Raw genomic sequence first — 18,165 nt, 5'->3', positions numbered from 1 at the left:
TTTAGTCATTCGGATAGACTATAATTTTTAAACATTCATTTTTAAAATTAAGGGCTCGTTCCATCGCTTCACGTGTGTCAGCTAACGAATATCGATCCGTCACAAGATGCTTGGTGTCAACTATGCCAGAAGCAAGGAAGTTGATCCCTTTTGGATACGTGTTTGCATAACGAAAGATGCCATAAATATCAATCTCATTGTCCGCGATAAATGGTACATTTAGCGGGATTTCATTCTGGGAAGGCAATCCTACAATGGCAAGTTTCCCACCTCGACGAACGGAAGCTAGTGCGGATTGCAGCGCTCCTGGATTCCCGGCTGTTTCCCAAGCAACGTCAACCCCTCTGCCATTTGTAATGTTTTTGATTTCCTCCAGTGGTTCCTGTTCCCGAATATTGATAACATGAGTTGCCCCCATTTTTTTTGCTGCCTCGAGCCGTAACGGCTCCAAATCGGTCACTATTATTGTGCCTGCCCCAAATGCTTTGGCTGCACCAACAGCCATTAACCCCACCGGGCCCATTCCCATTATTGCAATGGTTGATCCAGGTTGAAGTTTCGTTCTCATCGCTGCATGAATACCAACAGAAAAGGGTTCGATTAGGGCAGCATCTTCAAAGGAAAGAGTATCCGGAATTGCGAAGACAAAGTCTTGCCGCATTTTTATATATTGTACAAATGCACCGTCAACTGGTGGCGTTGCCAAAAATTCTACATCTGGACAAAGGTTATAACGGCCCTCTTTACACGCTTCGCAGTACCCGCAGGTTACACCTGGTTCAACCGCAACGCGTTCACCGACTTTAAATCTATCAACAGCCGTTCCAATAGCAGCAATCTCACCCGAGCATTCATGGCCAAGGATGATCGGCTTCTCAACGATGTATTTACCAATTCTTCCGTGAGTATAATAATGTAAGTCCGACCCACAAATTCCAACGGCCATTACTTTAATTAAAACTTCATCTTGACTAATTTGCGGGACAGGCAATGATTCAATTGTAATTTCTCTTGTACTGTGCATAATTGCAGCTTTCATGTGTGTAGGTAGTGTGTTTTTCATTTTAAAATTCCTTTCTTTTATGTAAGTGCATACATTTTATTCCCCTCTGTTATATTTTGATTTTACTTGCTAACCCAATGATCTAGTAGCTTTTTACACTGTATAAAAGTACAGCGGCGCTGTACTTTCTAATTTTTCATATACAAAAAGAGATGAATTGGTAAAATAACATAAAAGGAGGTGTGCAAGGCATTATGGCTGAACTCGAGGACCAGAAAGATTTTGCGGAACTGTTATCGTCTGGTGTTAAGTCTTTAAAACTCCATCCTGACTTCAAAATCAGAAGGGGTAAAAATGAAATTAATTCATCAGGACAATCCTATTTAGAAAAAGTCGCTTACCAGCTGGGGGTCTCTTCTAATACCATTAAAAGCTGGATAGGGCAAATGGGCCTAAAATATATTCCCGGCCGAATTGACGACGGAAAACTCTTTGGAATTATCTGGGTCATCATAGAAAAGAGTGACATGAATATACAGTGGTTTACAAAACTACTTGAGACTACTTCCATACCTGTAATTAAACCTGCATTACCTATCTGGGTCGTTTCATGTCTAAAAAAAGCCAAAATCTTACGAAATAACGGGGCATTCGGTGCACCGCTTGATGAAGACATTGAAAATGTAATTAATCGATTGTTTCCTGATACGCAAATAAGCAATACTATTACACCTAAAGAACAGCCAATGACGCATAACTTGCCAACTCGCTGGTCAGGGGGCTTCATCGGTAGGAGCTTTGACTTAGAAGCTATTCGTCAGTGGGTGCTTTCTCCTTCACCAGTATGTACAATTACTGGTTGGGCTGGCATGGGAAAAACGACCATCGCGCTTGAAGTAGCATATGCCTGTGTTGGGGGAAATCTCCATGGGGATTCTGTTAATGTCGACGAAAATTGGCCAACATTTAGATCGATAATCTGGGTAAGTGCTGATTGGAAAGGGTTAACCTTTAGTGATTTCCTAAATACAATTGCCTATCAACTAGGACGCGTAGAACAAATAGATAAATCAATTAATGAAAAACGTTTTGTTGTCCGTAATGCATTGGCGAATTATTCTCGGCAAGAACCGGTATTGCTGATTGTAGACAGTATTGATACTGCCGAAAGTGATATTCACGAGTTCATTACCAATCTCCCACAAGGTGTTAGAGTAATCCTAACCTCTCGTGAGAATTTGTATCAAAAATATCGGGAAGCCTTTAGGGAAATGGTTACCATTCAGCTGAATGGTCTTGAAAAAACTGAAGCTTTTGATTTTTTTACTTATGAAGTACGCCGTCAATTACAAACTTGTAACTCTCCAGATAAGCGAGAAAAGATAAAACAGTTATTGAATATATCTCCTGAAATCCAGCACCAGTTGTTTTTAGCGACTGCTGGTAACCCTAAAGCTATTGCACTCAGCATAGCCTATATTTCAGACGATGACATTCCTGCTCAACAACTTATTCAGGAATTAGGGAAAGCCGGCTACACATTGTTGGAAATGTTTGATTTCCTCTTTGGGCGCACATGGAAACGCTGTGATGAAGGTACCCGGCGTCTATGGCAGGTGCTATGTTTTTTCAGCAAACCTCCTGATGAAGAGAGCTGGGCTGCAGCCGCTGGATTAGATGTTCGAAATTATCATTATGCTGTTGAAAAGATGCGGACCTTTGCCCTGATCCAACCAGAGCGGATAGAAGGGAAATTATATTTTCTTGGGCATCAAACTGTAGTGGCTTATGGCGAGCAGCACTTGTTAGAGAATCAAGACTTTGAAAAGGAAGCACGCAGTCGATGGAGCCGATATTATATTCAGTACTTAGAAACCCATTTAAAACGGGAGCAGCTAAATTCTGTTTATTGGAGTTACCTGCTTGGTCGTGATTTGGATAAAATCAAGAAAGAATGGCCGAACATACTTAAAGTTATAAAGTGGGCAAGCCAAGTTCCAGATAAGGAGCTGCTAATTGATCTGGTAACACGCATAAGTCACTTTTTAAGCCGGATTAACTTGCCGCTCCGAATCGAGTACGGACTGAAAGCCGCTGATTACGCCAACCAATTGGATAAAAAAACGCATGAAGCTTTTCTTCGAATTGATACAGTAGGCTGGGCATTAATAGAAGTCAATGAATTGGATGAAGCCCTTCAACAAATTGAAGCCGGGCTTCAGATACTAGAGCATTTAGATTCTAATAACGCGGATGTTTTTGATTTGAAGGTTTGGGGACTTGCCTTAAAATCCAGACTGTTCTTAAAATCAAGCGATCCTGAAAAGGCAGAAGCAATTTTAAGAGAAGTCATAGATATATCCGCGACCCCTATTATCCAACATAGAGTTTTATTAGTTCGCGGGGACCTAAGCTTGTTGCGAAAAAATTATAAAGAGGCAATCAATTTATACGAAGCCGCTAATCAAATCAGCACAATGTATGGCGGTGAAAAAACGATTGAAGCATATTTTAATTTAGGTTTAGCTTATGTAAATTGCGACGAATTTGAAAAGGCAGAAGCAGCGTTTGATAATATTCTCTATCACAAAAATAAGGCGAATCAGATTGAGCTAATTTATTATCATTATGGGATGTCACAAATGTTTTCTCAGAAAGGCGATAATGAAAAAGCACTGCAATCAAATCAAATCGCTATTAACCTTATTGATTCGTGGGAACCAACCATCAGTATTCGAAAAGAAGTAGAACAATTTAATGATGTAATTGAAAGTAATTTACATATTTAGCCGTGTTCGTTCAAGGCTTAAGGCTTGGCATTTAAATTTTAACAGCAAAACCACTACCTAAATTTTATTAGGAAGTGGTTTTTTAATAGAAGAAATAGTGGCATTTTGTCGCTATATACTCAGAATTTGTAGATATTTCCCGGGAATTTGTTGAAATTTGGAGGAATGTCCGTATCGAATACCGCTATAAGCGCATTAATGTCGGATTGAAGAGCGATACACCAGCAACCTTTATTAAAAATTCATATTTAATTCGTTATATCGCCGGGCGATACGATACAAGTAAGCAAAAAAAAACCTAAAACAGGCACCCTATTTTCGGAATATGGAGAAAAGCCTCTCCCATTTTTCTTTAGGTTTTTGTATCGCTTCTTCTAAACGTTTATTGAAATCATTTTGTGAACGCCATTCTTTTTCCAGTTCGTCCCGCATATTTTGTATTTCTTTTTGTAAAAATTCACTTTTTTGTATTTCTTGCTGCAGCAAAGTTTCGTAATGGTTATTTTGTTGTTCCGTTAATTTTTCAATTTTCGCATGAGTTTTTTGCGCTGAATTAGCAATACTGGAACTTATAACATGGTGATCTTGCTGGAGTCGGGAAACTGTTAGTTTAAGCTGAGACATATCGTTTGTCAGTTGAACATTCATTTCACGCGTGGCGGCAAGTTCATTGACTAAAACCTTTAAAATCTCTTTTAATTGATTAGGGTCTTGGGGTAAATTTTCATATGTATCGGGTACCGCTATTTCCGTTTCATTGAAATCTACTAATCTTTCCTTTTGTTGATACGCAAGGTCTTTAGCTGTATCGTCTAGGGGCTTATCCGTATCGCGTAGCGCTATAAGCGCTCCGATATCAGATTGAACAAAGATACGCCGATCGCCATCTTTAAAAAACTCATATCCATTCCGTTCTAAGATTTGGCCATACTTTCGAACAGTTGGTGTTGCAATCCCAACTTCTTCTGCCACTTCCTTGGATGAGAAAGCTCGTTCATTCGATTGTATATCACGTCGCATATCGGACCTCCTTTTCTATTAAATATGAAGGTTTATTGGTTCATTTGCAAGATATATCGCCCAGCGATACGAAACAAAAATAAGAATAGATCAGCCCTTTTTTGATGCTACCACGGAAACATCAAATTAAAAGCGCTCGAATTGAACGCTTCTTTCTACTCAACATCGAAATTCTCCTGTATAAATTCCATTTCCTCTTCAGGTGAGGCTATGCCATTAGCCTTTCCAACCGTGCCACCCTGCAGCGACCAAATGGCATTGTGGTTAATAACCACATGATCAAAATTGCCTTTATCCCAAGATCTTAATATACTTAAATATAAATCAGCATTTTCATATTTTTTCTTATTTGCTTCCACCACTTGTAATAATCTTTTAACCCGTTCAGGCGTTAATGGCAACGCACCCCATTTTTTTTTCGCTAATACCTTTTGATGTGACATATTATGTATGGCTTGCTGAACAGAGTTTTCACTCATGCTAAACGGAAATTCACGATCAACCTTATTATTTTGTTCATTTACTTGGACCACTTTTTCGCCACTAGGTGCTGTTCCTACCCTAACAGTGACATTTTCCTTATCAAGATATAAATAACCCCCAATTAATACCCCCGCGAGTACTACTGGGATCCATATTTTTTTATGTATTTTTTTCATAGTTTCTCCTGCTCCTCTAATGTGAAGGTCTGGAACATTGCTCCGTCCCTCCAAGATAGGCTTTAACTATAATAATTCAACATTTTCCCTTTACTTTCCTTTAAAACCTTTTAAAAAGTCTCAATTTCCGAATAAGCTTGGCGAACATCTTCAGGGGAAAAGGAAGCAATAACTTCAAACCCTTACCTATCTGTATGAAGAAGGAATGGCTCTAGGGGTGATTAGAAGTTTGAGATTTTTAAGTATTATACTATGATAAATTTAATTCCATTATTTGAGTAGGCAAGTGTATGGGACAGTGACCCTTACTCTTAAATTTAGAATTACCTAAGGAGTGGTAGAAATGGCACGTGTTTTATTTATTAATGCCGGATCAGAAGGACATATCAATCCAACTATTGGAGTTGTGCATGAGCTTATTTCGCGCGGCGAAGAGGTAGTGTACTTTACGATAGAAGCTTTTCGAGAGCGAATTGAGAAGACGGGAGCAATTGTACGAACATTGGACGGTCAAAAATTTATAACAGCCTTTATCTCGGGTGGAAGAAATTATTTACATGAAAGAATTAACGGTCTTTTACGTACGGCAGATATCGTCATACCTAGCGTGCTTGAACAGATTGAAGGAGAACATTTTGATTACATCATCCATGATTCCATGTTTGGTTGTGGACGTTTACTTGCCCAAATCCTTAAGCTTCCGGCAATCAATTCTTGTACTTCCTTGGCGCAGACAAAGGAATCATTCGATCAAATGTTGGAACAGCTTTCTAAAAACATTCCTCCAGAAGTGGGTAAAGAAATAAACGATGAGTATCAAAGCCTGACGGCAATGGTGAAGGAGAAATATGATGTCGAGATCCATTCTCCTTACGAAGTCTTTTGTAATCCTGCCCCACTTACAATCGTTTACACAACTAGGGAGTTTCAACTTTTTGGAGAAGCATTCGACCAAACTTACAAATTTATAGGTCCATCCATCTCTACACGATTAATTCAAGAAAACTTTGACCTTACAGCAATCAAGGGAAAAAGACCAATTTATATTTCACTGGGTACTGTCTTTAACCAAGCCATTGATTTTTATAAGCTTTGTTTTGAAGCATTTGGAAATAGCAATCATACGGTTGTCATGTCGATCGGGAAACAAACCCCACTAATCGATTTAGGAGAGATTCCCCAAAACTTCATTGTAGAAAAATATGTTCCACAAACAGAAGTGTTAAAATACACTAAATTATTTATTACACATGGTGGAATGAATAGTACCCATGAAGGTCTCTATTACGGGGTTCCGCTCATTGTCATCCCACAAAGCGCGGATCAACCGATCATTGCCGGACAAGTTGCCAATATCGGTGCCGGTATTAAATTACGAATGGATGGCTTGACTGCAAATCAACTACGTGAAGCCGCAGATCATGTGTTAAACACCCCGTCTTTTCATAAGGCTGTTTCAAATATAAGGGAATCCTTTCAAAAATCGGGTGGATATCACCAAGCTGTTGATGAGATTTTTGAATTTAAAAGTCAATATGATATCTAAATATAAAAATTTCTCTGCTACCATTATTGGTGGCTTTTTTTAGTGGTTACGGCAATTCCCTTTTTAATCATCCGGATATTTCACAAGATGTGGAAGATGAATTTGAATTCTTTAATAGTTACATGAAGGGTGAAGGTAGGTTTCATGCAGCTGGACCGTACTAGAAACGATATTTAAAGACATATCCAGAGCTTCCTAAAAAAAGACTACCCCCTTGTTTTTAGGAAGTAGTCTTTACTGTAGAAAATGATGATATATGTGACCTTTCTTACACAATCGTAAGTTCCTTTTCAAAAACCTTTTCCGGTGAGACAAAATTATAGCCAAGATCTTTCGCAACAGCTTCGTATGTGATTTCACCATTTGCTACGTTTAATCCAAGTTTTAAGGATTCGTTGTCTAAAATTGCTTGGAATACACCTTTGTTGGCAATCTGTAAGGCGTAAGGAACCGTGACATTGGTTAAAGCAATGGTGGATGTTCTTGGGACTGCCCCAGGCATGTTTGCCACTGCGTAATGAACAACACCGTGTTTTTCATATGTTGGGTTGTCATGTGTTGTAATATGGTCAACTGTCTCAACAATACCACCTTGGTCAATCGCCACATCTACGATAACAGAACCAGGTTTCATTGCTTTTACCATTTCTTCCGTTACCAGCTTAGGAGCTTTTGCACCAGGAATTAATACGGCTCCGATTAAAAGGTCAGCTTCTGCTACAGCTTCTGCTATGTTGAATGGATTGGACATTAATGTTTTAATTTGGTTGCCAAAGATATCATCTAATTGACGTAATCGATCTGCACTTAAGTCAATGATGGTAACGTCGGCCCCTAAACCAATGGCCATTTTGGCTGCATTTGCGCCTACAACACCACCACCAATGATGGTCACTTTACCGCGACTAACACCAGGAACTCCCGTAAGAAGGATACCTTTACCGCCATTTGATTTTTGTAAGAATTGAGAACCAATTTGTGCGGACATACGGCCTGCTACCTCACTCATTGGAGTAAGGAGAGGAAGAGTTCGATTTACTGCAACTGTTTCATAAGCGATAGCGATCACTCCTTTTTCCTTAAGAGCTTGAGCTAAAGCCGGTTCAGCAGCTAAGTGTAAGTAAGTGAATAAAATTAACCCATCACGGAAGTAACCATACTCGCTTGGAAGAGGTTCTTTCACTTTCATAATCATTTCAGCTTGAGACCATACATCTGCAGCATTTCCAATAATCTCTGCACCGGCATTGGCGTAATCTTCGTTGGTAAAACCACTTCCAACCCCAGCATCTTTCTCAACTAATACCTTATGACCAGCATTTACAAAAGATATTAACCCAGCTGGTGTAAGAGCTACACGATTTTCAATATTTTTTACCTCTTTTGGTACTCCAATAATCATTTTAATCTTCCTCCTAAAGTAAAATAAGTAGTTTCCTAACAAAAAAATATTTCTCCAACCTTTCAAACTACCATTGATTTTGATTACGGTTAAAATTGTATTTCAAGTATAATCATCGGTTTCTTACAGCTCACACAAAAATATCCTTGGCAAGAATATAATTCACATATACCTTTGCACTTTCTTTTATCTCCTCATCAATTGCTGTATATGTTCCATTGAAAATAAAAGCCGGTAAAAATTTAGTCCCTATTAAATTACTAGTTGCTTGGAATGGTTTTAAGAGCTCACTCATAGAATACTGATTACGTCCACCCGCTTGGTATCTTTCTTTTGCACTTCCGGTCGATACGGCTAAAATGAGCTCTTTATTATGCAATTTATTCCCTTTTGATCCATAAGCCCATCCATGAGTGAGTACTTCATCCTGCCATTTTTTAAGAAGTGGTGGAGAGCTATACCAATAAAACGGAAACTGCCAAACGATCCTTTCATGTTCTTCACATAACCTTTGCTCTCTTTCAATTTCAATTATTTCATCTGGATATTGCTTATAAAGTTCATGAACAGTTATATTGGGATGCTTCATCAGTTCTCCTAACCACGTTCTATTCATAATTGACTCTTCAATATTTGGATGCGCTACAATCACTAATACCTTCATTAATTTATCCTCCAGAAAATACTATCCGTAATTAGATCGAGATTCTTTCCCCACGAGATTCATAAAATTTATGATAAAGTTCTGTACGCGCTTCTTCAATGCCTGGCTGGAATTGGATGAGTGCATTGCGGCGTGTTTTCATAACCCCTGCAGTAGCAGCACCAATTTTTTCATCAGCACGTTCTACTAAAGCGTTAAGTTCACGCGCAATCGTAAGGCCAGCTACTGTACCTTGAGCCCTTGCTACCTTAGCGCTTTCAACACCTGTGATATTGCCTGCTACATATAAGCCATTGAGATTTGTCTGCATCAATTCATTGTGCAAAGGAACATGTCCCCCGAGTTCAGGAACATAGCAGAAAGTGCATCCCGCAACAGCTGCAAGCTCAGACATTGGTGTGAGACCGCCTGCAATGCAGACAAAATCCGCAGATACTACTTTTTCCGTTCCAGGTACAACCTCCCCTGTTGCGGAAATATCAGCAACGCGCACACCTTCCACTTGATTTTCCCCAAGTATTTCAAGAGCTGTTTTACGCAATTGAATAGGAATATCCCACATTTTAAATCCATTTTTCGGATACAAACGAGCACCAAGTTTCGGGCTTACCCATTTACCGCCAAATCGGATTAATGGAGAAGGGGCCAAGTGTGATAATCGTAAAAGTGATTCCATCATTTTCTCAGGATTCGCGGCATCACCAGATAAAAGACTCGGGTGTGGGAGCAATATACTCTCAATGTGGACGCCGCATAATTGCAGTTCCCTTGCAATGGCCACTGAGAGTACATTAACACCGATAATGACCCCTTTCTCTCCCGGCTTCACACGATGCACATTCCCCATCACCTGTGCTGCTCCAATCGACATTACTCCTGGAAGAGTCCATCCCGGGATAGGAATAGGAGTTTCCGATGCCCCTGTAGCAAGCAAAAGACATTTAGATTCGATGGCTTTGTCCGTGGTATACACACACCAGCCATTGTCCAATTTTATTAAATCATATACGGATACTCCACATTGGATTCTTACCCCAAGTTGAATGGCGCGATCATGGAGTTTTTGGGCTTCGGCAATACCGTTGACCCACTTGCCATCAGGCTCCTCGTGCAATTGCCCCAATAAACGTCCTCCAGGCTTTACGAACTCATCTATTACGCACACTTCCAATCCATTTTCGGCTGCCGAAACGGCTGCACCTAACCCGGCTGGGCCCGCACCTACAATCACAAGATCAATCATAACTTACCTCCTTGTAGAGCATTTGTAGGGAGAGATATACCTGATTCAATTCGCATATTGTTTTCTACTGGAGTTAGACAAGCACGAACTGTATTTTTGTCGTTCACCCTTACCCGGCATTCGAAACAATGACCTATATTACAGTAAATCCCACGCGGAGTCTGCTTGTCCTCATGACGACGAAGGGTACGAACTCCAGATGCAAGCAAGGCAGATGCAATTGTATCTCCTTCATAAGCTACATATTGTTGGTCGTCAAAGTAAATCTTAATTTCCTTTTGTATTTCAAGATTTCCAAGAACCGGATGATGATTAACTCTCGTTGGATTCATTTTGTTTCCCCTCCTAATACGCCAAATGAAACTGGTCGGACGGGAGGACGATAGCTAAGTGACACTTCGTTAGAAACCGATGGTCCACCCAATTGCTCTACTAATCGATCGATCATACCTCGACAAGTGCGTCCCCCACAAGGTCCCATCCCTGCACGAGTTCGTAACTTCACCTCACGTGAGGAACATTGAAAACGCTCAACCGTTTCTATAATTTCCTTCAACGTGATTTCTTCACATCTACATATTATGGTTTGATTTTCACTCATGGATTTTCTCCTCCATTACTTCGAGAATAATCTTATTAATTTCGTCCATGTCCTCTTTAATTGTGTAAGGAACTTTCATTCCTTTATCGAAAGGTATCTGCGTATTCCATATATGGCTACGGTTACAAAAAATAATGAGACATCAACATTCATCTTCCAGTGTAAAATAGATGTGCAGCCAACTATTTTTACGCAGAAGAGAACGTTTGATGTCTCATTCGTACGGAGTAGCACATCAGAGATATTATTGAAATACTGCGGTGCTTGGTGTGTTACATTCTACGTTTAACTTAATCTATGTTTTTTTCAAATAAAACCATAATATGGTTTTTGACTTGTAGCAAAATGAGCCCATTTGATCATAGTAATGAAATCAAATACCGGAAGTTTAACAGCTCTTTGAATATCAGCTGCATACGGAGGTAAATCACTGCATTCCAATAGAATCGCGCCAATATCGGGATTTTCGTTTACCATAGTGACAGCTGCCTCTACTACTTCTTTTCTCACCTTTTCGTTATCAAAAGATCCTCTACTCTCAATGATAGCTGAAAATTCAGGCAATCTGCCTAAATCTCTTACTACAACAATACTTGGATCATCTATCCCACAACTTTTAAATAAGTTTGGGGTAATTCCATGCGCATCCGCTGTCAACATTCCGATTTTATGACTAGGTTTTAAGCCTGTTTTGATCCAAGGTACTTGAACGACACTTGAAAGATAAACAGGAATATCGACAGCCGCTGCTACTTTATCTTGGAAATTACCAAAAAAACCGCATGCCGCGCATATAGCACGTGCTCCTTCTGCTTCAAATTCTTTTGCCGCTTTGATAATATCATCCAGTAACGTGGGATCACCGACATGGATTCTTTCCTGATTGCAATTTGGCACTACTTTTAGCCTTACAGGAAAGTCATATGTAGATAGATTTGCAACATTTCCGGGTAAAACAGGGTACCAGCATTCATCTAAATAAAGGATTCCAACGGAATATCCTGCTACATACTGTCCTTTTTTCATAGTAATAATAGTGCTCTCTTTTTCCTTTCCTAAATAACCATATTCCCGTTCATTGACCAATGCTTTAGTGTTCAATAATGGCCCCTCCTTATAGTTTCAGAGAATACATTTGTATTCTCCGAAACTCGTTATCTCTTTCTATTCATTATTGACCCTGTTACACCAAAATAGATTTATCCAGTGATTCAACTTTATATCCTAACTTTATCAGTTCCTCTTTAATCTTTGTTTTTATCTCATCAGTAGGTTGTGTTAAAGGCTTTCTCACTTTTCCGCCTTTCATTCCGATCATGTCCATGCCTGCTTTTACCGGGCCCGGATACGGATTCCCTTCCGCCTCCATTAAGCCATAAATAACTGATAATTTTGAATTCAAATGACGTGCAGCATTTATATCGCTCTTCTCAACTGCCAGTTCGTATAGCGTTACCATTTCCTTAGGAAGCAAATTAACGAGGATTCCAAATGCACCCTGTCCTCCAATAGAAAAGGTAGGAAGAATAAAGTGTTCTTCACCGGTAAATACCGTAAAGTTCTCGACATCCTTCGTCAAAGCCAAAACCTGACATAGGTGACCAAAATCTGCAGATTCTTTAACGCTTACAATGTTTTCTTCCTGGCTCAACTCATAAATCATTTCAGGCGAAAGACATACGCTGGTTGCTCCCGGATAATTGTAAATGACGATTCCGACATTTGATTTTGCAGCTAATTCCTTGAAAAAATCACGAATTCCATCTTCACTTGTCTTATGATAATAAGGAGGTAGAGCCAGTCCCCATTTTGCGCCACATTCTGCAGCATAATTGGCAAGTTCGATTGTTTCCTTAGCAGTAGAGCATCCAACACCTGCCATAACAGGTACTCTTCCAGCAGCATATTCACAGCCAGCCTTGATTAAACTTTTACGTTCCTCTAATGACATAACATGGTATTCTCCTGTTGTGCCTCCAACCAGAAGACCATGGACTCCACATTCTACTTGAAAGTCGATTACTTTCTTATAAGATTGAAAATCAATGGTTTCATCATCATTGAATGGGGTGATTAATGGTACAAAAATTCCTTTTGGCGCAATACTCATAATGAATTCCTCCTATTATTAACCTATTATTTTAATTTTTATTTACATTCTTCCGTTTTAGATATTGACAGCTTGTTTTTTCTTGTATCTAGAAAAATTCAATTTATCAATGTTAAAGTCCGTTGGCTCGCCGGTAATGAGCTGAGCCACCATCCTTCCGGTGATTGGAGACATACTAATGCCATCTCCTTCATGCCCGCTGGCTATATAGTACCCAGGCACTTCTTCCACTTCTGACACAATTGGAAGGTGGTCTTCGACCCAAGGCCTTACTCCTGCATAAGCTCTTATGCAGTTAAGTTCTTTTAAGATAGGTAAAAAGCGGATCGCTCTCTCTGCAATGGCACGCATCACTTCGACTTCTGAACGAATATCAAACCCTCTGAAGGCCCGATGTCCTCCAACTAAATAGTTATTTGCATCAGTAGGTTCAATCGTAAAAGCAACATTATGTTTTTCAACTAATTCACTTACATTTCTTTTAAACTTAATATCTTCGAATTTAGATAACATGTATCCGAATTCATGAACTTTTTGACTTGCCACCTTCAACGGCGTTTTCTCAGAGATTAATACCATGCCTTTTCTTGGCTTAATCGGTATGTGAACTCCTACCATTTCTGCTAATTTAGGAGACCATACACCGGCACATATAACGATTCTTTTTGTTTTAAAGGTCCCTCGGTCCGTTACGACGCTTTCAACTCTTCCTTTGTCATCCAGTGTAATATTCTGCACGGCATGATAGTCATAAACTTTCAATCCTAGCTTTTTGCCTTCTTCAACAAACGCATAACATAATTTATAGGGGTTCATGGAGGAATCTACTTCTGTCCATATCCCTCCTGCTAAATCATCGGCTAAATATGGTTCAATTTCCTGCAATTCATTTCTGTCAACCATGCGCATATCATAACCATCTTTAGCTTGCTCCGAAACATAATCCCTGGCAATTTCAAGCTCTTTTTCAGTTTCACAAACATAAAGACTTCCTCTTGAAGAAAATTCAAAATCAACTGAAAATTCTTTCGATAATTGTTTGAACATCTGGATACTTGCATAGCCTATTTCCGTATCAATCCCAGGCTTTTTATCACAAATTAAGGCAACTGCGTCACATCTACTGGAAGTACCTGATGCAACACCGCCTTTTTCAATTAATGCAACCTCAAGGCCCTTTTTTACCAAATGATATGCTACGCTAGATCCGATCACACCAGCTCCAATGACAATTACATCAAAACTTCTCATTTGTAATCCCCTCTAAGAAAATATGGTTTCTAAACTGCTATTTCCCCTCAAAAAAACCTGATGGTTCTACTTTAAGGTTTACGTTGATTTGCTTCGTTTCTAGATACTCTTCAAAACCATATGTTCCCAAGTCTCTGCCAATTCCACTTTGCTTGTACCCGCCCCAAGGCGCTTCATTAAAGGTTGGATGATACGTATTAATCCATGTAATCCCTGCACGTAATTGGCGTATCACACGATGTGCTTTAGCGCCATCATTCGAGAACACAGCACCAGCCAAACCAAAAACTGTACCATTTGCTAATTCAATGGCTTCCTCTTCTGTTTTGAAGGTTTGAATGACTAAAACCGGACCAAAGATCTCTTCCTGAACAATTCTCATGTCAGGTGTTGTATCTCCAAAGATAGTTGGCTCAACAAAATAACCCTTTCCAAAATCACCCTCGACCATTCGATTGCCTCCACAAAGCAAGGTAGCTCCTTCATTTTTTCCAATCTCGATATAGTCAAGCACGGTGTTCATATGGTCTTCCGAAACCAGTGGTCCCATTTCAACACCTTCTACCCAACCTGGACCTACTTTAATCATCTTGGCACGTTTGACTAATTCAGGCACAAACTTTTCATACAGACTTTCTTCTAGCAATAAACGTGAGCCTGCTGAACATACTTGGCCTTGATTGGCAAAAATAGCATACAATGCATAATCAACTGCTGTTTCAAAATCTGCATCAGCAAAGACAATATTAGGGGATTTTCCACCTAATTCTAAACTAATCTTTTTCACTGTATCTGCTGCCGATTTCATTAACCTAATGCCTGTATCAGTACCACCGGTAAAGGAAATTTTATCGACATCAGGATTGGACACTAATTCTGCCCCAACTTTACTTCCAGGACCCAATACTAGGTTAACGACACCAGGCGGAAATCCTACTTCATCAATAATCTCAAATAAGCGAATGACAGAAAGTGGTGTCTGTTGTGCTGGTTTCACAATCACTGTACAACCTGCAGCAAGGGCGGCAGCAATTTTTTGGTTTGCCATAACTAACGGGTAGTTCCATGGAACGATTAGCCCCACAACACCGATCGGTTCACGGACAACCATTGCTTGGATGTCATCCGGAACATCATAGGTCTGACCATGCGGCTTTGTTGCTAACCCTGCATAATAACGTAATTGGTTTACAGCATCTTCAACGTCACCCAATGACTCTCTTAATGTTTTTCCATTATTCAATGTATCCAAATAAGCTAATTCTTCTTTTCTTTCTTCCAATTTATTGGATATTTGAAGGAGAAGTTCCGCACGGTGTCTGGCTCTGCTATTCATCCACCCATTAACATAAAATGCCTTTCGTGCAGCTTCAATTGCCTTTTTAGCATCCTCTGTTGATCCCTCAGTTACGGTTCCAATTACCTCTCCATTTGCAGGATTAATAATTTCTCTTGTTTGATTTGTTTCACTTAATACCCACTCGCCATTTATGTACATTTTTTGAGTAGTATTTTTGCTAATTAAAACGGATTCAATATCTGCTTTTTCTAAAATCATTACGATCACCTCTTCATCCATTTATACAAATTGTAAAATTAAGAATTTTGTAAATACCAACTGATTTAAAGATACATCAGGTCTTGATGTTCTTCATTGGACAGTGTGTAAAATATATCTATTAATTGATTAGACACTACTTGAACTAAATCGGTCTTTTATAGTCACACTGTCCTCTCATTTGGAATCTTGAAGTATAATGCACAAAAAAAAGAACAGATTCGCTTCAAAGAAACGTCTGTTCAAAATCAACTTCATTTTAATATGTCATTTTCTTTGAACTACTTCTACATTGATATAGTCTTACTTTCTTTTGGTATATCTTGTTTGATTTCCTGATATTCATTTTCCCAAAAGTCTGCTCCTTTAATCCCTAACTTTACAGGATCAAATACAGGATTTTTCCCTGCCTTTTTCTGAGTCTCATAGTCCTTTAATACTTTTAATGCCGGCTTTGTAAGGAGAAAAATAACTGTAAGGTTTACCCAAGCCATGGCCCCCGTACCTAAATCCCCGATCGCCCACATTGTATCAGCTGTTTTAACACTACCATATATGACAGTGACCAGTAAGAAAACTTTCAATACATGATTGGTCCACGTTGATTTTATTCTTAAATTATGTCTAAGAAAGGCAAGGTTTGTCTCTGCCTTATAATAATAAGACACTAGTGTTGTAAAACAGAAGAATAACAGCGCAAGAGCAAGAAAAGGCGCACCAAATTTAGGAAAAACAGAATCAACCGCGAGCTGTGTATAAAGAGATGGTGCTACGTCACCAAGCTTATTCGTAATAGGCTCCATCCCTTGTGGTTTCACATCATACATTCCTGTAATTAGAATCATAAATGCCGTTGAAGTACAGATCAAAAAGGTATCAATGTAAACAGAAAGTGATTGAACTAAACCTTGTTTTGCTGGATGCGATACCTCTGCGGCACCAGATTCAAACGTTTCACTACCTAAACCAGCTCCAGTTGCATAAATTCCTCTTTGAACTCCCCAAGCAATCGCCGAACCTATTAATCCTCCAAAAGTCGCATTTAAATTAAAGGCACTAGTAAAAATTAAGGACATAACACTTGGTATGTTTTCATAATTTAAAGTAAGAGTGATCAAGCAAACGATGACGTAACCAAGAGCCATAAATGGAACGATGATCTCAGCAAATTTTGCAATTCTCTTAACACCGCCAAAAATAATAGCTCCTAGTAGAATCACCACGATGATTCCAGTTATGGCTGGTGATATTCCAAAAGCGTCTTGCATCGCTAATGCAACTGTATTGGCTTGTACTCCTGGCCATAGAATACTCATGACAACCAATGTTATGAGTGCCGATACAATGGCAAACCACCTTAGGTTTAATCCCTTTTCAATATAATAAGGAGTCCCCCCTCTGTACTCACCATCAATTTTTCTTTTATATACTTGAGTAAGAGTTATTTCGATGAACGAAATAGCACTCCCGAAAAACGCTGCAATCCACATCCAGAAAACTGCACCTGGTCCTCCTAATGAAATCGCTGTAGCTACCCCTGCTACATTACCGACACCAATTCTACTTCCCAATGACATAGCTAATGATTGGAAAGATTTTACTCCAGCCTTTGAATCTCCGCCCTCAAAAACTAGCCTAATCATCTCTTTAAAGAACCTTACTTGTACAAAACGTGTAAGAATTGTATAAATCAGCCCTAATCCTAGGATCAAATAAACTAATACTGAACTCCAAACATAACCATTTAACCAATTAATAATCTCACTCATCGAAATCCCCCTGTTCAATGATAAACTTTTAACGGGTATTCATATTCAAAACCAAGAGACGTAATATTCAGAAATTATTCGATATTAAAAAAGGATTATAACATTGTGTCTTAATAAAGATATGTGATTTAATTTTTACTTTAAAAAATATCATTTGTAATAAATCTAAAAACTAGAACTTTACCACCCCTCCAATACTATCATGAAATTTCAATTTCACCTGTCCCTTTTGTAAGCGCTCTCCAATCTAGTTGTTAGGTTAGAAACATATCACTATTTGTAACTACTCATTCTGCATGAAAAGACTGACTCTAAAAAACACCTATATTCTATCCGATCACGATATGTATCGGTGTTTCTTCTTTCGAATCGAAATGCAGTAGATAAGTGGTTACTTCTTTTATCTAAATATAATGTATATTCAAAAAGTGAACACTAGACACAGTGTTAAATATTGATATCTATTAATTTTACATTAATATTATGTTAAGAAATGACAAACGATGGGGCAGCCCCCATCGTTTTGATGCATATGTTTCACGGCTAATTA

General features: G+C 39.0%; 15 protein-coding genes. 2 read left to right on the top strand and 13 right to left on the bottom strand.

Features of this window, described 5'->3' with window-relative positions; translation table 11 throughout:
* Position 1: 1 nt before the first annotated feature.
* A complete protein-coding gene (locus J7E66_RS04885; RefSeq protein WP_214998295.1) occupies positions 2-1,063 on the bottom strand; it encodes an NAD(P)-dependent alcohol dehydrogenase in 1,062 nt (353 codons plus the stop codon).
* A gap of 194 nt (positions 1,064-1,257) precedes the next feature.
* On the opposite strand from J7E66_RS04885, the gene J7E66_RS04880 reads away from it, so the two are divergent.
* Positions 1,258-3,792, top strand: coding sequence for a tetratricopeptide repeat protein (locus tag J7E66_RS04880; RefSeq protein ID WP_214998294.1), 2,535 nt, complete (start codon positions 1,258-1,260; stop codon positions 3,790-3,792).
* A gap of 312 nt (positions 3,793-4,104) precedes the next feature.
* Here J7E66_RS04880 and J7E66_RS04875 read toward each other — a convergent pair whose 3' ends face one another.
* Entirely contained in the window at positions 4,105-4,812 is a 708-nt protein-coding gene (locus tag J7E66_RS04875) for an SH3 domain-containing protein (RefSeq protein ID WP_214998293.1), read from the bottom strand.
* A 155-nt stretch (positions 4,813-4,967) separates the two neighbouring features.
* Positions 4,968-5,471 carry a DUF6241 domain-containing protein gene (locus J7E66_RS04870; RefSeq protein WP_214998292.1) on the bottom strand — a complete coding sequence of 168 codons (504 nt, stop codon included), beginning with the start codon at positions 5,469-5,471 and terminating at the stop codon, positions 4,968-4,970.
* Between the two features lie 343 nt (positions 5,472-5,814).
* On the opposite strand from J7E66_RS04870, the gene J7E66_RS04865 reads away from it, so the two are divergent.
* The gene (locus J7E66_RS04865; RefSeq protein ID WP_214998291.1) at positions 5,815-7,017 is read left to right on the top strand and encodes a macrolide family glycosyltransferase; all 1,203 of its coding nucleotides are present in this window, start codon (positions 5,815-5,817) and stop codon (positions 7,015-7,017) included.
* A gap of 268 nt (positions 7,018-7,285) precedes the next feature.
* On the opposite strand, the gene ald is transcribed toward J7E66_RS04865, so the two are convergent.
* From ald to J7E66_RS04815, 10 genes are all read right to left on the bottom strand, one after another.
* Entirely contained in the window at positions 7,286-8,419 is a 1,134-nt protein-coding gene (gene ald / locus J7E66_RS04860) for an alanine dehydrogenase (RefSeq protein ID WP_214998290.1), read from the bottom strand.
* A gap of 130 nt (positions 8,420-8,549) precedes the next feature.
* The gene (locus tag J7E66_RS04855) at positions 8,550-9,083 is read right to left on the bottom strand and encodes an NAD(P)H-dependent oxidoreductase (protein WP_214998289.1); all 534 of its coding nucleotides are present in this window, start codon (positions 9,081-9,083) and stop codon (positions 8,550-8,552) included.
* Positions 9,084-9,114: 31 nt separating this feature from the next.
* Positions 9,115-10,326 (bottom strand): NAD(P)/FAD-dependent oxidoreductase, encoded by a 1,212-nt coding sequence (locus J7E66_RS04850; protein WP_214998288.1) that lies wholly within the window; start codon positions 10,324-10,326, stop codon positions 9,115-9,117.
* Entirely contained in the window at positions 10,323-10,658 is a 336-nt protein-coding gene (locus J7E66_RS04845) for a (2Fe-2S)-binding protein (protein WP_214998287.1), read from the bottom strand. Before J7E66_RS04845 ends, J7E66_RS04850 begins: the two co-directional genes overlap by 4 nt.
* The gene (locus J7E66_RS04840) at positions 10,655-10,927 is read right to left on the bottom strand and encodes a (2Fe-2S)-binding protein (RefSeq protein WP_214998286.1); all 273 of its coding nucleotides are present in this window, start codon (positions 10,925-10,927) and stop codon (positions 10,655-10,657) included. The genes J7E66_RS04845 and J7E66_RS04840 overlap by 4 nt, the downstream gene beginning before the upstream one ends.
* Positions 10,928-11,233: 306 nt before the next feature.
* Positions 11,234-12,028: an aspartate/glutamate racemase family protein gene (locus tag J7E66_RS04835; RefSeq protein WP_214998285.1), complete on the bottom strand. Its 795-nt coding sequence runs from the start codon at positions 12,026-12,028 to the stop codon at positions 11,234-11,236.
* Positions 12,029-12,110: 82 nt separating this feature from the next.
* The gene (dapA, locus tag J7E66_RS04830; RefSeq protein ID WP_214998284.1) at positions 12,111-13,037 is read right to left on the bottom strand and encodes a 4-hydroxy-tetrahydrodipicolinate synthase; all 927 of its coding nucleotides are present in this window, start codon (positions 13,035-13,037) and stop codon (positions 12,111-12,113) included.
* Positions 13,038-13,094: 57 nt separating this feature from the next.
* On the bottom strand, positions 13,095-14,288 hold the full coding sequence (locus tag J7E66_RS04825; protein ID WP_214998283.1) for an NAD(P)/FAD-dependent oxidoreductase: 1,194 nt from the start codon (positions 14,286-14,288) through the stop codon (positions 13,095-13,097).
* A gap of 37 nt (positions 14,289-14,325) precedes the next feature.
* On the bottom strand, positions 14,326-15,846 hold the full coding sequence (locus J7E66_RS04820; RefSeq protein WP_214998282.1) for an aldehyde dehydrogenase family protein: 1,521 nt from the start codon (positions 15,844-15,846) through the stop codon (positions 14,326-14,328).
* Between the two features lie 287 nt (positions 15,847-16,133).
* The gene (locus J7E66_RS04815) at positions 16,134-17,615 is read right to left on the bottom strand and encodes an alanine/glycine:cation symporter family protein (RefSeq protein WP_214998281.1); all 1,482 of its coding nucleotides are present in this window, start codon (positions 17,613-17,615) and stop codon (positions 16,134-16,136) included.
* Positions 17,616-18,165: the final 550 nt, after the last annotated feature.

Source organism: Bacillus sp. ISL-7 (genome assembly GCF_018613065.1).
The sequence above is the reverse complement of the archived record's forward strand: the minus strand, read 5'-3'. Positions and strand labels throughout refer to the sequence as shown.